Source organism: Galactobacter valiniphilus, assembly GCF_003575975.1.
Taxonomy (GTDB): Bacteria; Actinomycetota; Actinomycetes; order Actinomycetales; family Micrococcaceae; genus Galactobacter; species Galactobacter valiniphilus.
Genome location: NZ_QQXK01000007.1, coordinates 33,432 through 55,617, shown reverse-complemented (window position 1 = coordinate 55,617; position 22,186 = coordinate 33,432). Strand labels below are relative to the sequence as shown.

Annotated in this window: 21 protein-coding genes; 4 read left to right on the top strand and 17 right to left on the bottom strand. The window is 69.2% G+C overall.

Annotation, left to right across the window (positions count from 1 at the left end; translation table 11 throughout):
* Positions 1–93: 93 nt before the first annotated feature.
* The 17 genes from DWB68_RS04870 to DWB68_RS04800 form a co-directional block, all read right to left on the bottom strand.
* On the bottom strand, positions 94–1,047 hold the full coding sequence (locus DWB68_RS04870; RefSeq protein WP_119424025.1) for a Ppx/GppA phosphatase family protein: 954 nt from the start codon (positions 1,045–1,047) through the stop codon (positions 94–96).
* A gap of 3 nt (positions 1,048–1,050) precedes the next feature.
* A complete protein-coding gene (locus DWB68_RS04865) occupies positions 1,051–1,773 on the bottom strand; it encodes a DUF501 domain-containing protein (RefSeq protein ID WP_407645653.1) in 723 nt (240 codons plus the stop codon).
* 65 nt (positions 1,774–1,838) lie between these two features.
* Positions 1,839–2,771, bottom strand: coding sequence for a septum formation initiator family protein (locus tag DWB68_RS04860; RefSeq protein WP_119424024.1), 933 nt, complete (start codon positions 2,769–2,771; stop codon positions 1,839–1,841).
* Between the two features lie 177 nt (positions 2,772–2,948).
* Positions 2,949–4,229 (bottom strand): phosphopyruvate hydratase, encoded by a 1,281-nt coding sequence (eno, locus tag DWB68_RS04855; RefSeq protein WP_119424023.1) that lies wholly within the window; start codon positions 4,227–4,229, stop codon positions 2,949–2,951.
* A gap of 94 nt (positions 4,230–4,323) precedes the next feature.
* Positions 4,324–5,106, bottom strand: a complete 783-nt coding sequence (locus tag DWB68_RS04850; protein ID WP_119424022.1) for a MazG nucleotide pyrophosphohydrolase domain-containing protein — start codon at positions 5,104–5,106, stop codon at positions 4,324–4,326.
* 5 nt (positions 5,107–5,111) lie between these two features.
* A complete protein-coding gene (locus tag DWB68_RS04845; protein WP_119424021.1) occupies positions 5,112–6,296 on the bottom strand; it encodes an adenosine deaminase in 1,185 nt (394 codons plus the stop codon).
* A gap of 75 nt (positions 6,297–6,371) precedes the next feature.
* On the bottom strand, positions 6,372–6,935 hold the full coding sequence (locus DWB68_RS15935; RefSeq protein ID WP_147391578.1) for a hypothetical protein: 564 nt from the start codon (positions 6,933–6,935) through the stop codon (positions 6,372–6,374).
* A gap of 183 nt (positions 6,936–7,118) precedes the next feature.
* The gene (locus tag DWB68_RS04840; RefSeq protein ID WP_119424020.1) at positions 7,119–7,910 is read right to left on the bottom strand and encodes a DedA family protein; all 792 of its coding nucleotides are present in this window, start codon (positions 7,908–7,910) and stop codon (positions 7,119–7,121) included.
* A gap of 143 nt (positions 7,911–8,053) precedes the next feature.
* Positions 8,054–9,364, bottom strand: a complete 1,311-nt coding sequence (locus DWB68_RS04835; protein ID WP_119424019.1) for a thymidine phosphorylase — start codon at positions 9,362–9,364, stop codon at positions 8,054–8,056.
* Between the two features lie 13 nt (positions 9,365–9,377).
* Positions 9,378–9,770 (bottom strand): cytidine deaminase, encoded by a 393-nt coding sequence (locus DWB68_RS04830; protein WP_119424018.1) that lies wholly within the window; start codon positions 9,768–9,770, stop codon positions 9,378–9,380.
* A gap of 4 nt (positions 9,771–9,774) precedes the next feature.
* Positions 9,775–11,076, bottom strand: a complete 1,302-nt coding sequence (locus tag DWB68_RS04825) for an ABC transporter permease (protein WP_119424017.1) — start codon at positions 11,074–11,076, stop codon at positions 9,775–9,777.
* Positions 11,073–12,335: an ABC transporter permease gene (locus tag DWB68_RS04820; RefSeq protein WP_119424016.1), complete on the bottom strand. Its 1,263-nt coding sequence runs from the start codon at positions 12,333–12,335 to the stop codon at positions 11,073–11,075. The genes DWB68_RS04825 and DWB68_RS04820 overlap by 4 nt, the downstream gene beginning before the upstream one ends.
* The gene (locus tag DWB68_RS04815; protein ID WP_119424015.1) at positions 12,328–13,884 is read right to left on the bottom strand and encodes an ABC transporter ATP-binding protein; all 1,557 of its coding nucleotides are present in this window, start codon (positions 13,882–13,884) and stop codon (positions 12,328–12,330) included. Before DWB68_RS04815 ends, DWB68_RS04820 begins: the two co-directional genes overlap by 8 nt.
* 81 nt (positions 13,885–13,965) lie before the next feature.
* A complete protein-coding gene (locus DWB68_RS04810) occupies positions 13,966–15,045 on the bottom strand; it encodes a BMP family lipoprotein (RefSeq protein WP_233548618.1) in 1,080 nt (359 codons plus the stop codon).
* A gap of 202 nt (positions 15,046–15,247) precedes the next feature.
* Positions 15,248–16,444, bottom strand: a complete 1,197-nt coding sequence (locus tag DWB68_RS04805) for an amidohydrolase (RefSeq protein WP_119424014.1) — start codon at positions 16,442–16,444, stop codon at positions 15,248–15,250.
* A 159-nt stretch (positions 16,445–16,603) separates the two neighbouring features.
* Positions 16,604–16,732 carry a hypothetical protein gene (locus DWB68_RS16950; RefSeq protein ID WP_267896929.1) on the bottom strand — a complete coding sequence of 43 codons (129 nt, stop codon included), beginning with the start codon at positions 16,730–16,732 and terminating at the stop codon, positions 16,604–16,606.
* A gap of 325 nt (positions 16,733–17,057) precedes the next feature.
* Positions 17,058–18,170, bottom strand: a complete 1,113-nt coding sequence (locus DWB68_RS04800; RefSeq protein WP_119424013.1) for a mannose-1-phosphate guanylyltransferase — start codon at positions 18,168–18,170, stop codon at positions 17,058–17,060.
* Positions 18,171–18,574: 404 nt separating this feature from the next.
* Here DWB68_RS04800 and sdhC point away from each other — a divergent pair, with 404 nt between their 5' ends.
* From sdhC to DWB68_RS04780, 4 genes are read left to right on the top strand one after another with little or no spacing between them, the layout of a single operon-like run.
* Positions 18,575–18,961: a succinate dehydrogenase, cytochrome b556 subunit gene (gene sdhC / locus DWB68_RS04795; RefSeq protein WP_119424012.1), complete on the top strand. Its 387-nt coding sequence runs from the start codon at positions 18,575–18,577 to the stop codon at positions 18,959–18,961.
* A gap of 2 nt (positions 18,962–18,963) precedes the next feature.
* The gene (locus DWB68_RS04790; RefSeq protein WP_119424011.1) at positions 18,964–19,431 is read left to right on the top strand and encodes a succinate dehydrogenase hydrophobic membrane anchor subunit; all 468 of its coding nucleotides are present in this window, start codon (positions 18,964–18,966) and stop codon (positions 19,429–19,431) included.
* A 37-nt stretch (positions 19,432–19,468) separates the two neighbouring features.
* Positions 19,469–21,256, top strand: coding sequence for a succinate dehydrogenase flavoprotein subunit (gene sdhA / locus DWB68_RS04785; protein ID WP_119424010.1), 1,788 nt, complete (start codon positions 19,469–19,471; stop codon positions 21,254–21,256).
* Positions 21,256–22,032, top strand: coding sequence for a succinate dehydrogenase iron-sulfur subunit (locus DWB68_RS04780; RefSeq protein ID WP_119424009.1), 777 nt, complete (start codon positions 21,256–21,258; stop codon positions 22,030–22,032). Before sdhA ends, DWB68_RS04780 begins: the two co-directional genes overlap by 1 nt.
* Positions 22,033–22,186: the final 154 nt, after the last annotated feature.

Sequence of the window (22,186 nt, the reverse complement as noted above, 5' to 3'; positions counted from 1 at the left end):
ATGATAGGCCGAGATCCGGGGTTTGTGAAAGTTCCCACGAACTAGGTTTCGACCCCGAGTTGGGCTAGAGCCTCTCCCCCCCGCTCGAGCCCCTCAGGAGGGGCGCGAGGCGAGGTCGAGGGCGATGCCGTCGAGGATGTCGAACTCGCTCGTCACCGCGCTGCGCACGCGGCCGGCGGTCACCTCTTCGAGGCGTTTGAGGAGCGTGCGCCAGATGAGCGCGCCGGCCTGCAGAACGTCGACGCGGCCGGGGTGCACGTACGGCAGCGAGGCGATGCGATGCTTGGGCCAGGAGAGCAGCTCGGAGGCCGCGGCCTCCACGATCCCGATCGGCAGCACCGTGGAGTTGATGGCCTCGGAGGAGTACTCGGGCAGGTCGAGCGCGTGCGCCGTGACCGTGGTGATGGTGCCGGCCACGCCGACCACCCGCTCCACGCTGGAGAGGTCGACGCTCTCCTCCACCACGGCGAGCAGCTCGCGCGTGGCAGCCTCGGCCGCCGCGATCTCCGCCTCGCTCGGCGGATCGGAGTGCAGGAAGCGCTCCGTGAAGCGCACGGCCCCCATGTCCACGCTGCGCGCGGCCATGACGCCGCGGCCGTCGCCGAGCACACACTCGGTGCTGCCACCGCCCAGGTCCACCACCAAGAGACGCTCGCGGCTCCCGGCGTCCACGCCGCTCGTGGCGCCGAGGAAGGACAGCCGAGCCTCCTCGTCGCCGGAGATGACCTCGGGGCGCACGCCGAGGCGCGCCTCGATGCCGTCCATGAACGCCTCGCGGTTGCCGGCGTCCCGCGTCGCGGAGGTCGCCACGAAGCGCACGCGCTCGGGGTGCAGGGGCGCCAGGATCGCGGCAATCTCCTCGGCGCCGGCGAAGGTGCGCTCGAGCGCCGCGGGGGCGAACTCACCCGTCGCGTCGATGCCCTCGCCCAGGCGCACCACGCGCATGGAGCGGTGCACCTGGCTCAGCGTGACGGGCCCCTCCTGCGGGGTGTCTGCTACGAGCAGGCGCAGGGAGTTGGTGCCGCAATCGATCGCCGCCACGCGCATGGCTCAGGCCTCCGTCTGGGTGTCGGTGGCCGAGCCGGCCTCTGCCTCCGCCGCCTCGCGGGCAGCGCGCTTGGCGGCGCGCTCGCGGCGCTTGGCCTCCGGGTCGCCGGCCTGCGTGCGCACGTGGCGCGAGCGGTCCTGTTCCGGCACGGGAGCCTCGGTGTCCCAGGCGCCTGCGCACGCGCAGACGTCCGCGGTCCACCACTGGGTGATCTTGGCCAGGGCCTCGTCGCCGAGGGCGTTGACGCCCGGACCGGCCGCGAGCGAGTGGCCCACCATGACGTGCAGGCACTTCACGCGCGCCGGCATGGCTCCCGCGGAGACGCCGTCGATCTCGGGGACGGGCCCCACGCCGGAGCGCTCACCGATGGCGTCGCGGACGGCGAGGTAGTGCTCGTGGGCGCGCAGCTGGGCGGCCTGAAGCTCCTCGTCCGTCTCCAGTCGCTCGTTCATGGTCACCATCTCGCCGGCCGCCTCGAGGCGGGACACGGCGGCCGTGATGACGGGGTGCGTCAGGTAGTACGTGGTCGGGAAGGGGATCCCGGAGGAGAGCCGCGGGGCGGTGGTGGCCACGAGCGGGTTGCCGCACACGCAGCGGGCGCCGATCTCCACGATGTCGCGGGCCGGGCGTCCGAGCTGCCGCGAGACGGTGTCGAGGTCCTGCTGGCTGGGGGTGCGCTCGGCGGCGGCGAGGGCCTCGGCCACGGGCACGCTGGGGGTGGGCACTGACGCTCCTAAGGGGCTGACTGACTTCTCCTGCCGGCCCCTCGAGCGGGCGCCCGAGCCGCCCGCTAGGGGGTCGAGGCGCGCACCACGGAGTCGATGAGGCCGTCCCCCCAGGGTAGTCCCTGGCGGTACTCCCCCGGTGTGAGCGTGGTGTCCTCCTCGGCGGCGCTCTCCTCCGGCGCGCCGATCACGACGTAGCGCTTCTCGCCCGGAAGGAAGCGCTGGATGCGCTCGCGGGCCTGCTGGCGCACAAACTCCGGGTCGTCCCAGCGATCCAGCTCGGCCTGCAGGTTTTCCTTGGTCTGCTTCTCCTGGGCCAGGAGCGCCTGGGCGCTGCGCAGCTCGGCGTTCTGGCGCACGTACGTGGTGACGGCCGGGAAGAGCATGAACCCGGAGACGATGAGGATCAGTGCGAGCGCGAGCACGCGCGTGGAGAGGGCGCGGGCGGCGACGGGCGCCGTGGCGCGCGGGGCGCTGGGCCGCGGCTGCGGGGCGTGGCCGGGGTCGCGGATCGCGCCCTCGAGCGCCGTGCGCTCGATGAGTCGGCGCTCGCGATCGGCCGGGTCGTGGCGGCGGCGACGGCGCACGCCGCCGGGCAGGTGCTCGCCGTTGAGGTCGGCCTCGATCTCCTCGGCCACGGCGTCCCTGGCCTTGCGCACGCCCTGGCCCACGGCGTCGGCGCCGCGCTGGGCGGCGGTGCGGGCCGCGTCACGCGCGGCAGCGAGGCCGCGGCGCTGGGTCCTAGCGGTGCCCGACGGCGCGGGCTCGCCTGCGGCTCCCGGCTCACCGGCCGCCGTGGCTTCCATGGAAGGCGCCGAGGCGGCCTTGGCACGGCGGTCCGCCGCCGCAGCGGCCGCGTCGATGACGGGCAGGGCCTCGGTTGCTGGCTCAGCGTCGGCGCCGTCCGCGCCCAACGCGCGCGCTGCGTCGTCGTTCGGTGGGGTGGGCCCCTGGCCGGCCCGGCCGCTGTGGGGCACGCGGGGAGGGCGTTGCGCCATGATCCCGTCCCCTCCTTGTCCTGCTCGCTGCTTCGGTGCGCGCCGGCGGGCCTTGGCGCCGCGCGGCGTGCGTCCCCCGCGCGGTGAAACGACGGAGGGAGCCACCCCAGCGGGGTGACTCCCTCGATCGTAGCGAAGCCGGTGGCCTCGCCTGCGCTACAACGCGCGGTTCTCAGCTCACGCGGAGAAACGCGGGAAGGCGGAGCGGCCGGCGTACTCGGCGGCGTCGCCCAGCTCCTCCTCGATGCGCAGCAGCTGGTTGTACTTGGCCACGCGCTCGGAGCGGGCCGGGGCACCGGTCTTGATCTGACCGGAGTTCACGGCGACGGCGAGGTCGGCGATCGTGGTGTCCTCGGTCTCGCCGGAGCGGTGCGAGGAGATCGTCGTGAAGCCGGCGCGCTGGGCCAGGGAGATGGCGTCCAGGGTCTCCGTGAGGGAGCCGATCTGGTTGACCTTGACCAGCAGGGAGTTGCCGGCCTTCTCCTGGATGCCGCGGGCGAGGCGCTCGGGGTTGGTGACGAAGAGGTCGTCACCCACGAGCTGGACCTTGTCGCCCAGCTCGGCGGTGATGGTCTTCCAGCCGTCCCAGTCGTTCTCGTCCAGCGGGTCCTCGATGGAGACCAGCGGGTACGCGGCGACGAGCTCGGCGTAGTAGGCCGTCATCTCGGCGGCCGTGCGGGCCTGGCCCTCGAACTGGTAGGCGCCGTTCTCGAAGAACTCGGAGGAGGCGACGTCCAGGGCCAGAGCGATCTCCTCGCCCGGGGTGTAGCCGGCCTTCTTGATGGCCTCGACGATGAGGTCAAGAGCGGCGCGGTTGGAGGGCAGGTTGGGGGCAAAGCCGCCCTCGTCGCCCAGGCCCGTGGCCAGGCCCTTCTCCTTCAGCACGGACTTCAGGGAGTGGTACACCTCGGCACCCCACTGGAGAGCCTGCGAGAAGGTCGCGGCGCCGATCGGGGCGACCATGAACTCCTGGATGTCCACATCGGAGTCGGCGTGGGCGCCGCCGTTGAGGATGTTCATGAGCGGCACGGGCAGCACATGAGCGTTGGGGCCGCCGAGGTACTTGTACAGCGGCAGGTTGGCGGACTCGGCGGCGGCGTGGGCCACGGCCAGGGACACGCCCAGGATGGCGTTGGCGCCCAGGGAACCCTTGTTGGGGGTGCCGTCCAGATCAAGCATCGTCTGATCGATGAAGCGCTGGTCGGTGGCGTCGAGGCCCTGGACCTTGGGGCCGATGACGTCGATGACGTTGTCGACGGCCTTGAGGACGCCCTTGCCCTGGTAGCGATCGGCGTCGCCGTCGCGCAGCTCGACGGCCTCGAACTCGCCCGTGGAGGCGCCGGACGGAACGCCCGCGCGGCCCAGGGAGCCGTCGGTCAGCAGGACCTCAACCTCGACGGTCGGGTTGCCTCGCGAATCAAGGATCTCGCGGGCGTGAACGGCATCGATGAGTGCCATGAACAGGTCTCCTTCTTGAAGGTGTCATGCAACCGGGAGCGAAAGTGCGTCCTCGTTGTCGCACCAGCGTCCCCAGCCTACTTTGGTCTGGGGTTCAGCGCGTGCCCTGTGACAGATGACGCGTGAGGGCGTCACGCAGGGCGCGGTCGGCGTCGACGCCCGCCGCGCGGGCGAGCGAGACCTGGGCGAGGATCGCCTCGCCGATCGCGTCGGCGTGATCTTCCGTCGCTTCTCCGGCGCCCGACGGCGCGAGGCCGGGCCCGGCGCCCGACGGCGCGTGGCTGGGCCCGGCGCCCGCGGCGCCGGGCGCGCCCGGGCCGGGCACGGCGGCGTCGTGCGTCTGGTGGGCGAAGACCTCGGTGCGGCCGGCCGCCCGGCCGAGGGCCTTCTGGGCCAGGCTCAGGGCCGAGAGCGAGGCGGGCAGGCCCTGGAGCGGGTCGGCCTCCCCCGCAGGGTCCTCGCCGCGGGCCGCGCGTTCGGCCGCCTTGGCGCGCTGCCAGGCGCGCTCGGCGGCGTCCGGGTCCCGGTCCGGCTCGGCGAGGACCGAACCGTCCTCGGCAAACACGTGCGTGTTGCGGCGCAGGAGCTTGGCTTCGAGGGCCTCGATGACGTCGGTGAGCGTCATCTCCCCGCGTTCCTCGCCCAGGCGGGCGTGGAGCAAGATCTGGAAGAGGATGTCGCCGAGCTCCGAGGCGAGCGGCGAGCCGAGCTGGCCCGCCGCGACGGTCTCGGAGACCTCGGCCGCCTCCTCCACGAGGTAGGGGGCCAGGCGCTCGGGCGTGAGCCGGGCCGTCCAGCCGCAGTTCTCGCGCAGGGCGTCAACGACCCCCACGAGGCGATCGAGCGCCGCGTGGGGGTCGGTGCGGGTCTGCGGCACGGGGCTCAGTCCTGCTCCTCCGCGTCGTCCTCGTCCTCATCGTCGTCATCGTCGTCATCGGCGTCCTCGATGAGGTCCTCGTAGGCGTCGGCGATGAGCTCGGCGAGGTCGCGGCGCTCGTCCAGGCCGAGGAAGGAGGCCTCCACGGCGTTGAGGGTGAGCTCCAGCAGATCCTCGGCGTCGTAGTCGAAGGCCTCGACGAGCAGGGCCAGCTCGTCGGAGAGCGTGGTGCCGGACATGAGGCGGTTGTCCGGGGAGATCGTCACGTTGAAGCCCGTGCGGAACAGGACGTCCACCGGATGCTCGTCGAGCGTGGAAGCCCAGGCAGCCGTGGCGCCGGTCTGCAGGTTCGAGGAGGGGCAGATCTCCAGGGCAATGCCGCGATCGCGCACCCAGGTGGCGACGGTGCCGGCGCTGAAGATCGTGACGGCCTCGTCGTCGTCTCCGTCGATCTCCTCGGTGGAGAGGTCCTCGGCGAGGCGCACGCCGTGGCCCAGGCGCAGGGCGCGGCCGTCCACGAGGGCGGACTGGATGGAGAGCAGGCCAGCGGCCTCGCCGGCGTGCAGGGTCACCGGGAAGAGGTTCGCGGCGAGCAGGTCGAGGGCGTTCTTGTGATCGGAGGCCGGGAAGCCGTCCTCGGGGCCGGCCAGGTCGAAGCCGACCACGCCGGCGTCGCGCAGCTGCAGGGCGAGCTCGGCCACCTCGAAGGAGTTGGTGTTCTGACGCATGGCCGAGAGGATCTGGCCCACCTCGATGTCCACGTCGGCGTCGCGGGCGTCCTGGACGGCCTCGTCGATGCCGTCCTGGACCGCCGCGACGGCCTCGGCCATCGTGAGGTCCTTGGTCGTGTGCTGCTCGGGCGCCCAGCGCACCTCGGCGTACACCACGCCGTCGTCGATGAGGTCCTCGACAAACTCGCGGGCCACGCGGGTCAGTGAGGCGGCGTCCTGCATGACGCCGATCGTGATGGCGAAGGTCTCGAGGTAGCGCTCGAGGGAGCCGGAGTCCGCGCTCTCGCGGAACCACTCCCCCAGGGCCTCGGGCGTGGAGGCCGGCAGGCTCACGCCGGCGCCGGCTGCCAGATCGATGATCGTGGCGGGGCGCAGGCCACCATCCAGATGATCGTGCAGGGAGACCTTGGGAAGGTCGCGGATGTCCAGGGTGCGCTCCCGCGCGCTGTTCTCGCTCACAACCGCAAGCCTACTCGGCGAATGCACAGGGCGCGTGTCCAATCGGAGTGATTGGACACGCGCCCTGTCTGAAACTCAACGACCCTTGCGGATCGAGACGTCGATGTGGTCTTCCGTGGGGAAACTCGCGGACCACTTGCCCGATTTGGACCCACCCTTACCGGCTGAGTACCAGCCGTGATTCCACGTTCCGGACGCCTTGCGCTTGAGGAAACCGTACTTGCACACACCTGTGTATCCCGGGGGCACCTTGACGGTGGCTCCATGAGAGAAAGACGAGGTCATGGTCTTTTGGTACGAGCCACCGACTTCTACCTTGACAGACCCCTGCGCCAAGAACGACAGCCCCGCCTTGATCTCGGTACTTGCGCTCGCACTAAAAGTCCAGCTCGAAGACTTCGTGACGCTCTTATTGCACACGTAGGTGGCCGTCTTCTTTGTACCGTTGTACATGCTGGTTCGATACTTTTCATCGAAAGTAGTGCCCTTTGTCGACGTCGTGGTCACACATAACCGCGAGCTCGTCCCGGAACACTTCGTGTTGCTCTTAGCGTGAGCCGGAGCCGCGCCACCGGCCACCAGCGTCGCACTCAGCACGACGGCCGCCAAAGACGCAAACACGCTGGGCTTAAATTTCACGATCCCCCCAAGTAATGATTCCTCGATACGACTTCAAGTAGTTCAGCTGGGCTCGAACGGGAAAACAAGATCTTGTTGGACACGGTTTTATAACACTATGAGAATTAGGGCCTGATCGACCGCCGCACCCGCACGAGATCCCACAAGGACCATCATCGTGAAGCGGTGAACTGCACACATTCCTTACTCAGTCGCGGTAGCTCTCGGGGGCTCCTTCTGCCCCTGCTCGACTTCCGAAGCTTCAGCCTCGATTGCTCCCGCGCGGAGCACTTCGCTGCGCCCGCCCAGCCTGCGCCGCACCGCCTCGCGTTGCTCGGCAAGCACGGCCGACTGCGGGCGGAAGCGCAGCAGGAAGCGATGGATCAGGCGGTCGATGACCCAGCCGAGGGCCAGCGCGATGGCCACCGAGATGACGATCGCGAGGAGCTTGTTGTGCGCCATCCACTGCCCGGCCAGGGCGCCGATGCCCACGGAGTAGAAGCCCCACATGAGGCAGGCCAGTCCGTCGAAGAAGGTGAAGCGGCGGCGCGAGAAGCCCGTGGCGCCCGCCGTGAAGTTGACGGCCACGCGGCCGATGGGGATGTACCTGGCAGTGAAGATCAGCACCGCGCCGCGGGCCTCGAGCTGGTGCTCGGCGAGGTCGAAGGCCTTGCGCACCTTGGGTCGATTCATCCAGCGGAAGCGGCGCGTGCCCACGGCCTTGCCGATCGAGTACGCGATCTGGTCGCCGAGGAACGCGCCGCCAGCGCCCACGAGCGCCAGGAGCACCACGGCCCAGGGACCGGCGGTGCCCGCCCACACGGAGGCCAGGGCCACGAGCAGCGACTCGCTCGGCACCACGGGGAAGAAGCCATCGATCAGGCACATGGTGAAGATGACCGGGAGCACCCACCAGGCCTCCGAGGCGCTGAGCACGGCGGCGTTGATGGCGTGCATCAGGTCGGTGAAGGCGGTGAACAGATCATTCGGCGACATGCGGGGCGTGGTCCTTCCAGGGCCTGGCGTACCCCTCCATTGTGAGGCAGATTTCTGGGGGTTTCATCACACCAGGGGTGGAACGCGAAGGCACCCCATGGGTGGACCCACGGGGTGCCTTCGGCGCTGTCGGGCGGCCCGGCTCAGGCGATGCGTTCGAGCACGATCGACTCCCGCGCGGCCCGGGCGCCGGCCGGGGCGATGACAGCGGCGCCGTCCAGGGCCTCGAGGGCGCGGGCGAAGCGCTCCGAAGTGTCGGCGTGCAGCGTCATGAGCGGGGCGCCGCGGCGGACCGCATCGCCGGGCTTGGCGTGCAGCTCGATGCCCGCAGCGGCCTGCACCGGATCCTCCTTGCGGGCGCGGCCGGCGCCGAGGCGCCACGAGGCCACGCCCACCTTGAGGGCGTCAAGCTCCACGAGCACGCCGTCGGCCTGCGCGTAGACGACCTCCCGGTGGGCCGCCACGGGCAGCGGCGCGTCCGGGTCGCCGCCCTGGGCCGCGATCATGCGGCGCCACACGTCCATGGCCTTGCCGTTCGTGAGGTTCGCCGCGACGTCGACGCCCGTGATCCCGGCGCCGGCCAGCATCTCGGTGGCCAAGGCCACCGTGAGGTCAACGACGTCACCCGGCCCAGCACCGTCGAGCACCTCCAGCGACTCCCGCACCTCGAGGGCGTTGCCAACGGTGAGGCCGAGCGGCGTGGACATGTCCGTCAGGAGCGCCACGGTGTGCACGCCGGCGTCCTTGCCGAGATCCACCATGGTGCGGGCGAGCTCGCGCGCCTTCTCCTGGGTCTTCATGAAGGCGCCGGAGCCGACCTTCACGTCCAGGACCAGGGCCGAGGTGCCCTCCGCGATCTTCTTGGACATGATGCTCGTGGCGATGAGCGGGACGCAGTCCACCGTGGAGGTGACGTCGCGCAGGGCGTAGAGCTTCTTGTCTGCGGGCACCAGGTTGGCGCCGGCCGCGGCGACGATCGCGCCGACCTCGGAGAGCTGCGTGCGCATCTGCGCGTCGCTCAGCTCCGCGCGCCAGCCGGGGATGGCCTCGAGCTTGTCCAGTGTGCCTCCCGTGTGGCCCAGGCCGCGGCCCGAGAGCTGTGGCACCGCGACGCCGAAGGAGGCGACGAGGGGGCCGAGCGGGAGGGTGATCTTGTCCCCCACGCCGCCCGTGCTGTGCTTGTCCGCCGTGGGCAGGGGCGTGCCGTCCGGCGTGGCCAGGCCCTCGTAGGAGAGGGTCTCGCCCGTGGCGATCATGGCCTGCGCCATGCGCGCGATCTCCGGACGCTCCATCCCGTTGAGGAAGATCGCCATGGCGAGGGCGCTCATCTGCTCCTCGGCCACCACACCGCGCGTGTACGCGTCGATGACCCAGTCAATCTGCTCGTTGGAGAGGGTGTGCTTGTCTCGCTTGGCCGCGATGATGTCGACGGCGTCGAAGGCCTCGGTGCTCATGTTCTGCCCTTCCTCAGGCGATGTCCGCCGGGCCAAAGGCGTCCGGCAGCAGTTCGTTCATGGTGACCACGCCGGAGACCCCCAGGGCCTCGAAGCCGGCGCCGGCGTGCTCGGAGAGCAGCTGGCGGCAGCGGCCGCACGGCATGATCGTGGAGCCCTCCCCGTTCACGCAGGTGAAGGCGCGCAGCTTGCCGCCGCCCGTCATGGCCAGCTGGCCCACCATGCCGCACTCCGCACACAACGTGACGCCGTAGCCGGCGTTCTCGACGTTGCACCCAACAACGACGCGGCCGTCCTCAGTGAGGGCGGCCGCGCCGACGCGGTAGTGCGAGTACGGGACGTAGGCGTGCTGTGCGGCCTGGGTCGCTGCGGAGGTCAGGGCCTCCCAGTCGATCGTCCCGGTCATGTAACTACTCCTTGACGTAGGGTTCACCGCTGGCTGCCGGGCCGCGGGACTTACCCACGAGGCCGGCGACGGCGAAGATGGTGACGATGTACGGAAGCATGGCCATGAACTGGCTCGGGACGGCGGTGCCAGCCTGGGCCAGGATGTACTGCAGGTTGGTCACGAAGCCGAAGAGCAGGCCGGCGCAGGCCGCCAACAGCGGGTTCCAGCGGCCGAAGATCAGCGCGGCCAGGGCGATGTATCCCGTGCCGCCCGTCATGTCGCGGCTGAACTCCGAGGTGGAGACGAGCGTGTAGTAGCTGCCGCCCACGCCGGCCACGATGCCGGCGAGCAGGACGTTCGAGACGCGCACGCGGTTGACCTTGATGCCCACGGTGTCGGCGGCCTTGGGGTGCTCGCCCACGGCGCGGACGCGCAGCCCCCACTTGGTGCGGAACAGCGCGAACCACAGGCCGGGCACCAGCAGGAACATGGCGTAGCCGAGCAGGGTCTGCTGGAAGAAGATCGGGCCGAGCACCGGGATGTCCGCCAGGCCCGGTATGGGCAGCTTGGCGAGCTTGGGCATGTCGTGGAAGTTCTCGCCGTCCTTGAGCAGCGTGCCGGCGAAGAAGCCGGTCAGGCCCGAGGCGAAGACGTTGAGCACCACGCCCACGATGATCTGGTTGACGAGGTACTTCACCGCGAAGAGCGAGAGCAGCGCCGAGACCAGGAGGCCGCCGAGGGCGGCCGTCACGAGGGCGCCCACGAGGGAGCCGGTCAGCAGGCCGCCCAGGGCCGCGCCGAAGGCGCCCAGCAGGAGCTGACCCTCGATGGCGATGTTGACGACGCCTGCGCGCTCGCAGAGGGCGCCTGACATGGAGCCGAAGATGATCGGCAGCGAGAGCGCGACCGAGCCGGTCAGCAGCTGCACGAGCGAGATGTCCGGGTTGTTGGCGGTGCCGACGAGCCAGACCATGAGCCCGGCCAGGAAGACGAACCAGGCAAGGCCCATCGCCCAGCCGGGCAGGCTGCGCTGGCGCTGGGTGGCCAGGAACCACGCCCAGGCCGCCGCCGCAATCAGGAGAAGTGCAACGATCCATCCGAAGGCCACGGCCGGCACCACGAGCGGCGGGACCTTAACGGCGGCGTCGGTGGCCGAGAGCCGGAACGAGGCGCTCGTGTGGGGCGCGAGGAAGCCGAAGACGACGACGGCGATGAGGGCCGCCACGCTCAGCATCCAGGCCGGGCGCTTGGCGGCGCGGGTCAGGGCCGCGGTGATGGCGCTCTGCTCGGGCGCGGGTGCGGGAGTGAGGACCTGCGCGCTCATGCGGCGCCTCCTTCGACGGTGGCGGCCTGAGCCGCGGGGGTCTCTGCCGGCGGGGCGGGCGGTGCGCTCTTCGGAGCCTTCGGGGCCTTTGCCGCCTTCTTGCGGTCGCGGATGCCGAAGATCGTGCGGGTCAGGGCCGGGGCGGCGATGAACAGCACGATGAGCGACTGCACCACGAGGACGATGTCCACCGGTGTGCCGGTGTCGGTCTGCATGCCCACGCCGCCAGCACGGAAGGCGCCGAAGAGCAGGGCGGCCAGGAAGACCCACAGCGGCTTGGAGCGGGCCAGGAGCGCGACGGTGATGGCGTCGAAGCCAATCGTGGCGGCGATGCCCTCGGCCACGAACATCTCGGTCCCGGAGACCTGCGAGGCGCCGGCCAGGCCGGCCATGGCACCCGAGAGCGCCATGGCGATGACGGTGCACGCCGCCACGGAGATGCCGGCGGTGCGGGCAGCCTCCGGGTTGGCGCCGACGGCACGCAGACGGTAGCCGAGCTTCGAACGGCTCAGGAGCCACCACGTGAAGACCGTGGCCAGGATGGCGATGACGAAGCCGAGGTGCACGCGGAGCGTGGTGCCCGGGATCAGCTGCGGGAACACAGCCGTGGGGTCGATGACCTCGGAGACCGGGTCGGAGGAGCCGGTGCGCTGCATGAGCGGGGTCAGCAGCACGAAGGCGAGCAGGTAGGTAGCCACGTAGTTGAGCATGATCGTCGTGATCACCTCATGCGCGCCGGTTTTGGCCTTAAGCCAGCCCGCGAGGCCGCCCCAGGCGGCTCCTCCGAGGGCGGCAGCGAGCACCACGAGAAGGATGTGCAGCGGCGCCGGAAGGTGGAGGCGGAAGCCAACGAAGCCAGCCACGGCGGCGCCGATGATGACCTGGCCCTGCGCGCCGATGTTGAAGAGCCCGGCCCGGAAGGCGATCGCCACGCCGAGCGAGGCCGTGATCAGCGGCGTCGCCTGCGTCAGCGTCTCCGAGAGCGGGTTGAACATCTCGGTGGCGGTGGCGCCCTCGTAGTTGAAGATGGCGCTGCGGAACATCGCGGCGTACGCGCCGCTCGCGGCGTTCCAAGCATCCCGGAAGAAGTCGCCGGGCTGCGCGAAGAAGTACGCGGCCGAGGCCTGCGCATCCTTATTGGTGACGGCGATGAGGATGCCGCCCACGATGAGCGAGAGCACCACCGCGAGGACCGAGACAAAGCCGTCGCTGCGCACGAACGCGCGCCAGCCCTGCCTCCCCTTGGTTGTCTCAGACAAGGTTTTCCTCCGATCCCGGCTGCGCGGAGCCCGCTGCGGCCTCGAATGCTTCTTCTGCGGTGCTGCCGGCCATCATGAGGCCGAGCACCTCGCGGCTCGTCCCGCCCGGAACGATGCCCATGAGCTTGCCGTGGTACATCACGGCGATGCGGTCGCCCATCTCGAGCACCTCGTCCAGCTCCGTGGACACGAGCACCACGGCGGTGCCGGTGTCGCGCTCACGCAGGATGCGGCGGTGCAGGAACTCGATGGAGCCCACGTCCACGCCGCGCGTCGGCTGGGACGCGACCAGGAGGCGCAGCGGGCGCGAGAACTCGCGCGCCAGGACGATCTTCTGCTGGTTGCCGCCGGAGAGCGTGGACGCCGCGGCGGACGCGGAGCCCGTGCGGATGTCGAACTCCTCGATTTTGTCGCTCGCGTTGCGGGCCACCGCCGCGCGGTGCAGGCTCAGCCGCCCGGCGATCTCGGGGCGGTCGAGCTGGTCGAGGACGAGGTTTTCGGCCACGGAGAACTCGCCAACGAGGCCCTCGACGTTGCGATCCTCCGGCACGTAGCCCACGCCGTAGCGCAGGACCTCCTTGACGGGGCGCCCGGTGAGGACGTCGCCGTGCAGGCTCACGGAGCCTGACTGCACGGGGCGCAGCCCCATGATGGACTCGACGAGCTCGGTCTGGCCGTTGCCCTGGACGCCAGCGACGGCGAGGACCTCGCCCTCCGCGACGCTCAGGGACACGTCGTCGAGCAAGAGTGTGCCGTTCGTGGCCACCACGCTCAGGTTCTTGACCTCGAGGGCCGGGGAGCCGCCCTCTGCGGGGACGCGGTTGAGGTTCAGCTGGACGTCGCGGCCCACCATGAGCGAGGCGAGCTCGCTCGAGGACGCGGACGGATCGGCGGTACCGACCACCTTGCCGCGGCGGATCACGGTGATGACGTCGGAGATCTCCTTGACCTCGCGCAGCTTGTGCGAGATGAAGATGATCGAGGTGCCGCCGTCGCGCAGCTGCTTGATGATGCGCAGGAGCTCGTCGGTCTCCTGCGGAGTGAGGACGGCGGTGGGCTCGTCCAGGATGAGGAGCTCGGCGTCGCGGATGAGCGCCTTGATGATCTCGACGCGCTGCTGGACGCCCACGGGGAGATCCTCCACGAGCGCGTCGGGATCGATGTCGAACCCGAAGCGCGCCGAAATCTCGCGCACCTTGCGCGCCGTGGTCTTGAGGTCCAGGCGGCCGCCCTTGGTGTCCTCGTGGCCCAGCGCGATGTTCTCGGCCACCGTGAAGACCGGCACGAGCATGAAGTGCTGGTGCACCATGCCGATGCCGCGGGCCATGGCGTCGCCCGGGCCGGAGAAGCGCACGGGCTGCCCGTTGAGCAGGATTTCGCCGGCCGTGGGCTGGTACAGCCCGAAGAGGACGTTCATGAGCGTCGACTTGCCGGCGCCGTTCTCGCCCAAGAGGGTGTGGACCTGACCGGGTTCGACCGTCAACGAAATCGAATCGTTGGCAACGAAATCACCGAAGGCCTTGGTGACATTTTTCAGTTCAAGCTGCATGCGCGCATCGCCTCATCCGTGGTGGGGGAAACACGGCGGACGGCCGGCGCGATGCGCCGACCGTCCGCCACGTGCGGGGACTTACTTACCGACCTTGACGGTGCCGGCGATGATGTCCTTGCGCAGCTGATCGATCTCACCCTGCAGTTCCGAAGGAACCTTGGAGGAGAAATCGTGGAACGGAGCGATGTCCACGCCGCCGTTCTCCAGGGTGCCCATGTAGTCCTCGCCCTTGAAGGTCTTGTCTACGCCGGACTTAATGCTCTCTTCGACCGTCTCGCCCATCTTCTTCAGCACGGAGGTCAGCACTACAGCCTTGCCATTCTTGGCATACTCGTAGCCGTCGGTGTCGACCCACACCACGGCGTCTTCGCCGTTGGAGGACTCGTTCACGGCGTCCACGGCGGACTGACCCAGCGGGCCGGCGACCGGCATGATGACGTCGACGCCGTCGGCGATCATGTTGTCAGAGATCTGGCGGGCCTTGTTGGCGTCAGAGAAGTTGTTCACGAAGGACTTGGAATCGCCCCAGCCAACGACCTTGACGTCCTTGCCCTTCTTCTCGTTGTAGTAGTTGACCCCCTCGAGGAAGCCCTCCATGAAGATCGTCACGGTCGGGATCTCGGCGCCGCCGAAGGTGCCGACCTTGCCGGTCTTGGAGTAGGCGGCCGCGGCGTAGCCGGCCAGGAAGGCGGCCTCGTCCGTCTTGTAGGACAGGGTGCGCACGTTGGCCGGGCGATCCTCGTAGCCGAAGTCCACGATCGCGAAGTTCGTGTCGGGGTACTTCAGCGCGGCTTCCTTCGTGGCGTCGCCGATGTTGAAGCCGGCGGTCACGACGATGTTGCACTTGGCCGAGACCATCGACTCGATGTTCGGCTTCATCTCCGTCTTGGAGTTCGACTCGGCCGACTTGGTCGTCACGCCAAGGTCCTTCTCGGCGGCCTTCAGGCCCTCGAAGGAGGCCTGGTTGAAGGAGCGGTCATCGAAGCCGCCCTCATCGGAGACCATGCAGGCCGTGTAGTCGATCTTGGGGGCGGCCGAGCCGCTCGAGGACTTGCCCGAATCGGTCGGAGCGGCGCCACAGGCGGCGAGGGCGAGGGCGGAAATGCCCAGAACGGCGGCGGCCGCGGAAACGCGGCGGCCGGACTTCGAGATCTTCACAAGGTCCTCCTGCAAGGGGTGCGTAGTGCCAGCGCCCCTAGGTCAGGGAAGACTCGGCCGTCCGGGCGTCGTCGCGCGTGCGTCCATCAGGATACCCCGGAGTGTGACGCAACATGTACCCGCCAGTTTGCTAACAGGTTTCGCGCGCACCTCGCATCCCTACTACTTTCCGCAGGACAGCACCTTGCTGTGCGTCCCCGCGTCAGCCGAGCTTGGCGACGGCGCGCAGCGCGGCCGCCGTCATGACCCGCACGCCCGTGGCGATGGCTCGCTCGTCCGGCGTGTAGTTGCCCTGGTGCAGGTCGAAGACCTCGCCGCCCGGCGTGCGCGTGCCCAGGCGGAACATGGCACCCGGGCGCAGCTGGGTCATCCACGCAAAGTCCTCGCCGCCCATGGACTGCGGGGTCAGCTCAATGGCGTCCGCACCGATCTCGGCGCGGGCGGCGTCCTCGATGAGGGCCGTCTCGGTGGGGGCGTTCACCACGGGAGGCACGCCGCGGATGTGCTCCAGCTGCACCTCGACGTTGTACGGCGCAGCGACCTGGGCCACGACCTCGTCCAGCAGCTCGCCGGCGCTGTCCCAGGCGTGGCCGTCGAGGCAGCGCATGGTGCCGGAGAGCGTGCCGACGGACGGGATCGCGTTCGGGGCGTTGCCGGCGTTGATCTGGCCCCACACCACGGAGACCGCGGAGCGCACGTCGATGCGGCGCGAGAGCACGGCGGGGACGCCGATCGCGATCTGCGAGAGCGCAAAGACGAGGTCCTCGGTCAGGTGCGGGCGCGAGGTGTGCCCGCCGTGGCCCGTGAGCTTGATGCGGATGGTGTCGGAGGCCGAGGTGATGGCGCCGATGCGCGTGCCGATGTGGCCGACCTCGATGCGCGGCTCGCAGTGCAGCGCGAGCACGCGCGGAACCTCATCGAGCACGCCCTGCCCGATCACGGCCTTGGCCCCGCCCGGCATGCGCTCCTCGGCCGGCTGGAAGATGACCCTGACGCGCCCGGCCAGCTGGCCGGCGTCGTGCAGGTCCTTGAGCAGGAGGGCCACGCCGAGCATGACCGTGGTGTGAATGTCGTGGCCGCAGGCGTGGCAGACGCCGGCGTGCTCGGAGGCGTAGGGCAGGCCCGTGACCTCCTGCAGCGGCAGGGCGTCGATGTCGGCGCGCAGGCCGATCGCCAACTCCCCCTCGCCGATGTCGACGAAGGCGCCGGTGCCGGTCAGGCGCGTGGGCGCGAGGCCGGCGGCCGTCAGCGCCTCGACGATGCGCGTGGTGGTGCGTTCCTCCTGGAAGGAGAGCTCCGGGTTGGAATGCACGTCCCGGCGGAAGGCGTGCAGCGCCTCCAGGCGCGGCTCAAGGAGCGGGGCGATCGCGGGGATCGTCGGGATGGCGGACTCACTCACGGCTGTGCTGTTCTTCCGGTTCACGCTGACAGGGCTGGGGTCAGTTTAGGCTCGCGCTCCCCCGGAGTGCGCCTCCCGCCGCGCGCGTGACGCGAGGGAGGGCTGGAAGGCACGACGACGCGGGCCCGGTTCCGGCCGCAGGCCGGCTTTCCGGGGCGTTCAGCCGCGCGCGACGACGGCCAGGTAGGCGCGCTGGACGAGCCAGCGCAGCGACTCCATCACCACCACGCAGACCGCCCCGAGGGCCAGCCACGAGAGCGGGCTCCACTCGCTGATGGGGCCGAGCACGGCCGTCCACACCGGACGGGCCGCTCGCGCTTCATCGCTAAAATCCCACCACCAACGGTGCGAACGCCCCGATCCGCTCTCCCTGGCGACGCCGCCGAGTTCCTCGGCCTGGGCGTCAAAAAAAGGTCAACCCGCCCAGCATGAGCAGTGCGCCGGGCAGGAAGAACCACAGCAGCGACAGTCGGCTGAAAAAGGAGAGCCGCTCCGAGCGGACCACAGGGGCGCCAGAGCCGGGGCGCCGCCGCGAGCGGGCCTGGGCCCGCCGCTGGCGGTCGCGGCGAACCCGCTCCCGATCCTGACGCGCCACGCGTGCCGGGGAGCGTCGTCAGAGGACGTCGACCTCGCCGTGGGCCTTGAGCGCCTCGACGGCACCCTTGACCTGCTGGGCGTGATCCTTGGTCGTCACGAGCAGCGCGTCCGGCGTATCAACGACCACGACGTCCTTGATGCCGATGAGCGCGATGACGCGGCGCGTGTCGGAGACGACAATGCCGTTGGCGTCGTCGACGTACACGCGGGCACCATCGCCCATGACGGTCATGCCGCCGGCGTCGGAGGCCGGGTTGAGGCGGCCGAGGGCGGCGAAGTCCCCCACGTCGTCCCACGTGAACTTGCCGGGCACCACGGCCACGTCGCCCGCGGCGGCGGCGGGCTCGGCGACGGCGTAGTCAATGGCGGTCTTGGGCAGCGTGGGCCACACGGCCGCCGTCACGGCGTCGCGCTGATCCGTGTCCCAGGCGGCGGCGATCTTTTCGACGCCGGCCGCGAGCTCGGGCTCGTTCTCGCGCAGGTGCTGGAGCATGAGGGCCACGGGGGCCACAAACATGCCGGCGTTCCAGAGGTACTCCCCCGAATCGACGTAGTCTTTGGCGACGTCCTCGTCCGGCTTCTCCACGAACTCGACAACGTTCTGCGCGTGCTCGGCGCCGACGACGCCGAGGGACTCGCCGCAACGGATGTAGCCGAAGCCGGTGGAGGGATACGTCGGCTCGATGCCGATCGTCACGATCTTGCCGGTCGCGGCGGCGTGCACCGCCTCGCGCACGGCCTCCTGGAAGACCTCCACGGGGCCGATCACCTGATCGGCGGCGAAGGAGCCCATGATCGTCTCGGGATCGCGGCGGAACAGGATCGCGGCGGCAAGGCCGATGGCCGCGGCCGAATCCTTGGGCTCGGACTCCAGCACCAGGTCGGCGGCACTCAGCTCAGGGAGCTGGGCCGTGACGGCGGTGCCGTGTGCCTCGCCCGTGACGACCATGATGCGGTTGCCGGCGAGCGGGACGAGCCGGTCGTAGGTCGCGCGGATCAGGGTGCTGCCGGAGCCGGTGAGGTCGTGCAGGAACTTCGGGGCGGCGGCGCGCGAGAGCGGCCACAGGCGCGTGCCCGTGCCACCGGCGGGGATCACACCGTAGAAACGCGACAACAGGGGGTCATTCATTCGGCCCAGGGTACCCGGCCCGCGCCCGCGCGCGCTCCTCGCCACGCGCCGTCGTGCACTGTGCCCGCGTGAGGCCCGCCACGCGGGCCCCGCGCGCCACCATCCTCCCGCCGCCCGCCCGGGCGCGGCCTCGCCTCGCGCGCGTACGCGTCGCGCGTGCGCGCAAGCAAACAGTGAAAGTGCGCCGCGAACTACCTTCCCCAATTTGGGCACTCCAATAGCGCAGAATTCCTGCGCATTGATGCCATGCAAAAGACGTATGTAACGCTCGTCACATCAAAGGAAGCCTCAAGCGTTCGCCGTGAGCGCAGTGGTCTAAGATCGGCGAAGAAACGCTCGCATCGGCGCGCACCCTCATGAGCGTGGAGAAACCACGTCGCCCGATGTTGCAGGGAGGTATTTCAGTGTCGAAGTCTTCTTCAGGCACCCTGTACCGCGGCCGAGAAGGCATGTGGTCATGGGTCGGACACCGGGTCACCGGTGTCGTCATCTTCTTCTTCTTGCTGGTGCACGTGCTCGACACGGCGCTGGTCCGCGTTGATCCGGACGCGTATGACGCGGTCATCTCCGCGTACAAGAACCCCCTGATGGCCCTCGGCGAGTTTGGTCTCGTCGCCGCCATCATGTTCCACGCCTTCAACGGCCTGCGCCTGATCCTCGTGGACTTCCTCAAGCAGGGTCCCAAGATTCAGCGCCAGCTCTTCTGGACCGTCATGGTGGTGTGGGTGGTGGCCGTTGTCGGCTTCGGCGCCCGCCACCTCACGCTCGCTTTCACCGGTGGAGGACACTGATCATGACCGCACAGATCGACGCTCCCCGCGCCAAGCGCATCGACCCGAAGTACAACCGGGCCCGCAAGTCGCGCAACAACTTCGAGATGATGGCGTGGCTGTTCATGCGCCTCTCCGGCGTGGTGCTCGTGGTCCTTATCTTCGGCCACCTCATCTCGAACCTGCTCGTGGGCCAGGGCGTTCACGCGATCGACTTCGGCTTCGTGGCCGGCAAGTGGGCCTCCCCGCTGTGGCAGATCTGGGATCTGACCATGCTGTGGCTCGCCATGCTGCACGGCACCAACGGTGTCCGCACGATCATCAACGACTACGCAGAGAAGGACCGCACGCGCTTCTGGCTGAAGACGGTCCTCTACGTCGTCGCTGCCTTCACCGTGCTGCTCGGCACCATGGTGATCTTCACCTTCGATCCGTGCATCAGCGAGACGTTCGCCAAGTCCCTGCCGCTTCAGTGCGGCGCCGGCGCCTGATCCGCGGCCCACGAGAACTTCTTAAGGAATCAGACGAATGCAGGTACATCAGTACGACGTCGTGATCGTCGGGGCCGGCGGCGCAGGCATGCGCGCGGCCATCGAGTCGGGCCAGCGCGCCCGCACGGCGGTCCTCACCAAGCTCTACCCTACGCGTTCCCACACCGGCGCGGCTCAGGGCGGCATGTGCGCCGCCCTCGCCAACGTCGAGGAGGACAACTGGGAGTGGCACACCTTCGACACCATTAAGGGTGGCGACTACCTGGTTGACCAGGACGCAGCCGAGGTCATGGCCAAGGAGGCCATCGACGCGGTGCTCGACCTCGAGCACATGGGTCTGCCGTTCAACCGCACGCCCGAGGGCAAGATCGACCAGCGCCGCTTCGGCGGTCACACCCGCGATCACGGCAAGGCCCCTGTGCGTCGCGCCTGCTACGCCGCGGACCGCACGGGTCACATGATCCTCCAGACGCTCTACCAAAACTGCGTCAAGCACAACGTGGAGTTCTACAACGAGGTCTACGTCCTCGACCTGCTCATCACGGAGACGGAGGCCACCCGCGAGGACGGCACCGCCTACCAGCAGAAGCACGTCGCCGGCGTCGTTGCCTACGACCTCTCCACCGGTGAGATCTCCGTCTTCCAGGCCAAGTCGGTCGTGTTCGCCACGGGCGGCGCCGGCAAGGTCTTCAAGACCACCTCGAACGCCCACACCCTCACGGGTGACGGCATGGCCATCGCCTTCCGCCGCGGCATCCCGCTGGAGGACATGGAGTTCGTGCAGTTCCACCCGACCGGCCTGGCCGGCCTGGGCATCCTCCTCTCGGAGGCCGCCCGCGGTGAGGGCGCCGTGCTGCGTAACTCCGAGGGTGAGCGCTTCATGGAGCGTTACGCCCCGACCATCAAGGACCTGGCGCCGCGCGATATCGTCGCCCGCTCCATGGCCAACGAGGTCCGCGAGGGTCGCGGCTGCGGCCCGAACAAGGACTACGTCCTCCTCGACCTGACGCACCTGGAGCCGGCGCACATCGACGCCAAGCTCCCGGACATCACCGAGTTCGCCCGCACCTACCTGGGTGTCGAGCCCTACACGGAGCCGGTCCCGGTCTTCCCGACCGCCCACTACGTGATGGGCGGCGTGCCGACCAACATCAAGGGCGAGGTCCTGCAGGACAACGACACCGTCATCCCCGGCCTGTACGCCGCGGGCGAGGTGGCCTGCGTGTCCGTGCACGGCTCCAACCGCCTGGGCACCAACTCCCTCCTGGACATCAACGTGTTCGGCAAGCGCTCCGGCATTGCCGCCGCCGAGTACTCCAAGACGGCCGAGTTCGTTGCCCTTCCGGAGAACCCGGAGGCGTTCGTGGAGGGCCTCGTGGCCCACGTCCGCGACAACGACGGCGCCGAGCGCGTCGCCGCGATCCGCAAGGATCTGCAGGAGACCATGGACGCCAACATGCAGGTGTTCCGCTCCGGCGACACGATCGCCAAGGCGCTCTCCGATATCGAGGAGCTGCGTGAGCGTTACCTCAACATCGGCATCCAGGACAAGGGCAAGCGCTTCAACCTGGATCTCCTTGAGGCGATCGAGCTGGGCTTCCTGCTCGACCTGGCCGAGGTCATGACCGTCTCCGCGCTGCATCGCCACGAGTCCCGCGGCGGTCACTACCGCGAGGACTTCCCGAACCGCGACGACGCGAACTTCATGAAGCACACCATGATTTACAAGGACGAGAACGCGGAGACCGAGGGCGTCAAGGGCATGCGCTTTGACACCAAGCCGGTCGTTTTCACCCGTTACGAGCCGATGGAGCGTAAGTACTGATGAGCACCAACGTTGCAGAACCCGCATCCAAGGTTGAGATCAAGGCCGGCTCCGGCGACGCCGTCGAGTCCTTTGACATCACCCTGAAGGTCCGCCGCTTCGACCCGGAGATCTCCGACGAGGCTCATTGGGACGTGTACAAGTTGACCATGTACGGCACGGACCGCGTGCTGGACGCCCTGCACCGCGTGAAGTGGGAGGAGGACGGCTCGCTGTCCTTCCGCCGCTCCTGCGCGCACGGCGTGTGTGGCTCCGATGCCATGCGCATCAACGGCCGCAACCGCCTGGCCTGCAAGACCCTTCTGAAGGACCTGGACACGTCCAAGCCCATCACCGTGGAGCCCATCAAGGGCCTGCCGGTGGAGAAGGACCTCATCGTGGACATGGAGCCCTTCTTCCAGTCCTACCGCGAGGTCATGCCGTTCCTCATCACCAAGGGCCACGAGCCGGCCAAGGAGCGCTTCCAGTCCCAGGAGGACCGTGAGCGTTACGACGACACCACCAAGTGCATCCTGTGCGCCGCGTGCACCTCGTCCTGCCCCGTGTTCTGGACCGATGGCCAGTACTTCGGCCCCGCCGCGATCGTGAACGCTCACCGCTTCATCTTCGATTCCCGCGACGATGCCGGCGACATGCGCCTGGAGATCCTGAACGACAAGGAAGGCGTGTGGCGCTGCCGCACCACCTTCAACTGCTCCGAGGCGTGCCCGCGTGGCATCCAGGTGACCAAGGCGATCTCCGAGGTCAAGCAGGCCATCCTCACGCGCTCGATCTGATCGACGCCTGAGGCCAAAGAGGCCCGCTCCCCTATTCCAGGGGAGCGGGCCTCTTTGCTTTGCCTGTGGGCCTCCCCGCGGCGCTGCCTCATCACCCCTCTTTCCTCGAATCGGAGTGAGTTTGGTCCGTTTTTGGGCCGAAAACTGTACCAAA

Bases quoted from the DNA above. Each gene is read 5' to 3' on its own strand.
- DWB68_RS04835 (WP_119424019.1), bottom strand. From the start codon at position 9,364: ATGAGCACCGAGGCCTTCGACGCCGTCGACATCATCGCGGCCAAGCGA.
- DWB68_RS04800 (WP_119424013.1), bottom strand. From the start codon at position 18,170: ATGAATGACCCCCTGTTGTCGCGTTTCTACGGTGTGATCCCCGCCGGT.
- DWB68_RS04825 (WP_119424017.1), bottom strand. From the start codon at position 11,076: ATGAGCGCGCAGGTCCTCACTCCCGCACCCGCGCCCGAGCAGAGCGCC.
- sdhA (WP_119424010.1), top strand. From the start codon at position 19,469: ATGCAGGTACATCAGTACGACGTCGTGATCGTCGGGGCCGGCGGCGCA.
- DWB68_RS04815 (WP_119424015.1), bottom strand. From the start codon at position 13,884: ATGCAGCTTGAACTGAAAAATGTCACCAAGGCCTTCGGTGATTTCGTT.
- DWB68_RS04840 (WP_119424020.1), bottom strand. From the start codon at position 7,910: ATGTCGCCGAATGATCTGTTCACCGCCTTCACCGACCTGATGCACGCC.
- DWB68_RS04780 (WP_119424009.1), top strand. From the start codon at position 21,256: ATGAGCACCAACGTTGCAGAACCCGCATCCAAGGTTGAGATCAAGGCC.
- DWB68_RS04830 (WP_119424018.1), bottom strand. From the start codon at position 9,770: ATGACCGGGACGATCGACTGGGAGGCCCTGACCTCCGCAGCGACCCAG.
- DWB68_RS04870 (WP_119424025.1), bottom strand. From the start codon at position 1,047: ATGCGCGTGGCGGCGATCGATTGCGGCACCAACTCCCTGCGCCTGCTC.
- DWB68_RS04860 (WP_119424024.1), bottom strand. From the start codon at position 2,771: ATGGCGCAACGCCCTCCCCGCGTGCCCCACAGCGGCCGGGCCGGCCAG.
- DWB68_RS04790 (WP_119424011.1), top strand. From the start codon at position 18,964: ATGACCGCACAGATCGACGCTCCCCGCGCCAAGCGCATCGACCCGAAG.
- eno (WP_119424023.1), bottom strand. From the start codon at position 4,229: ATGGCACTCATCGATGCCGTTCACGCCCGCGAGATCCTTGATTCGCGA.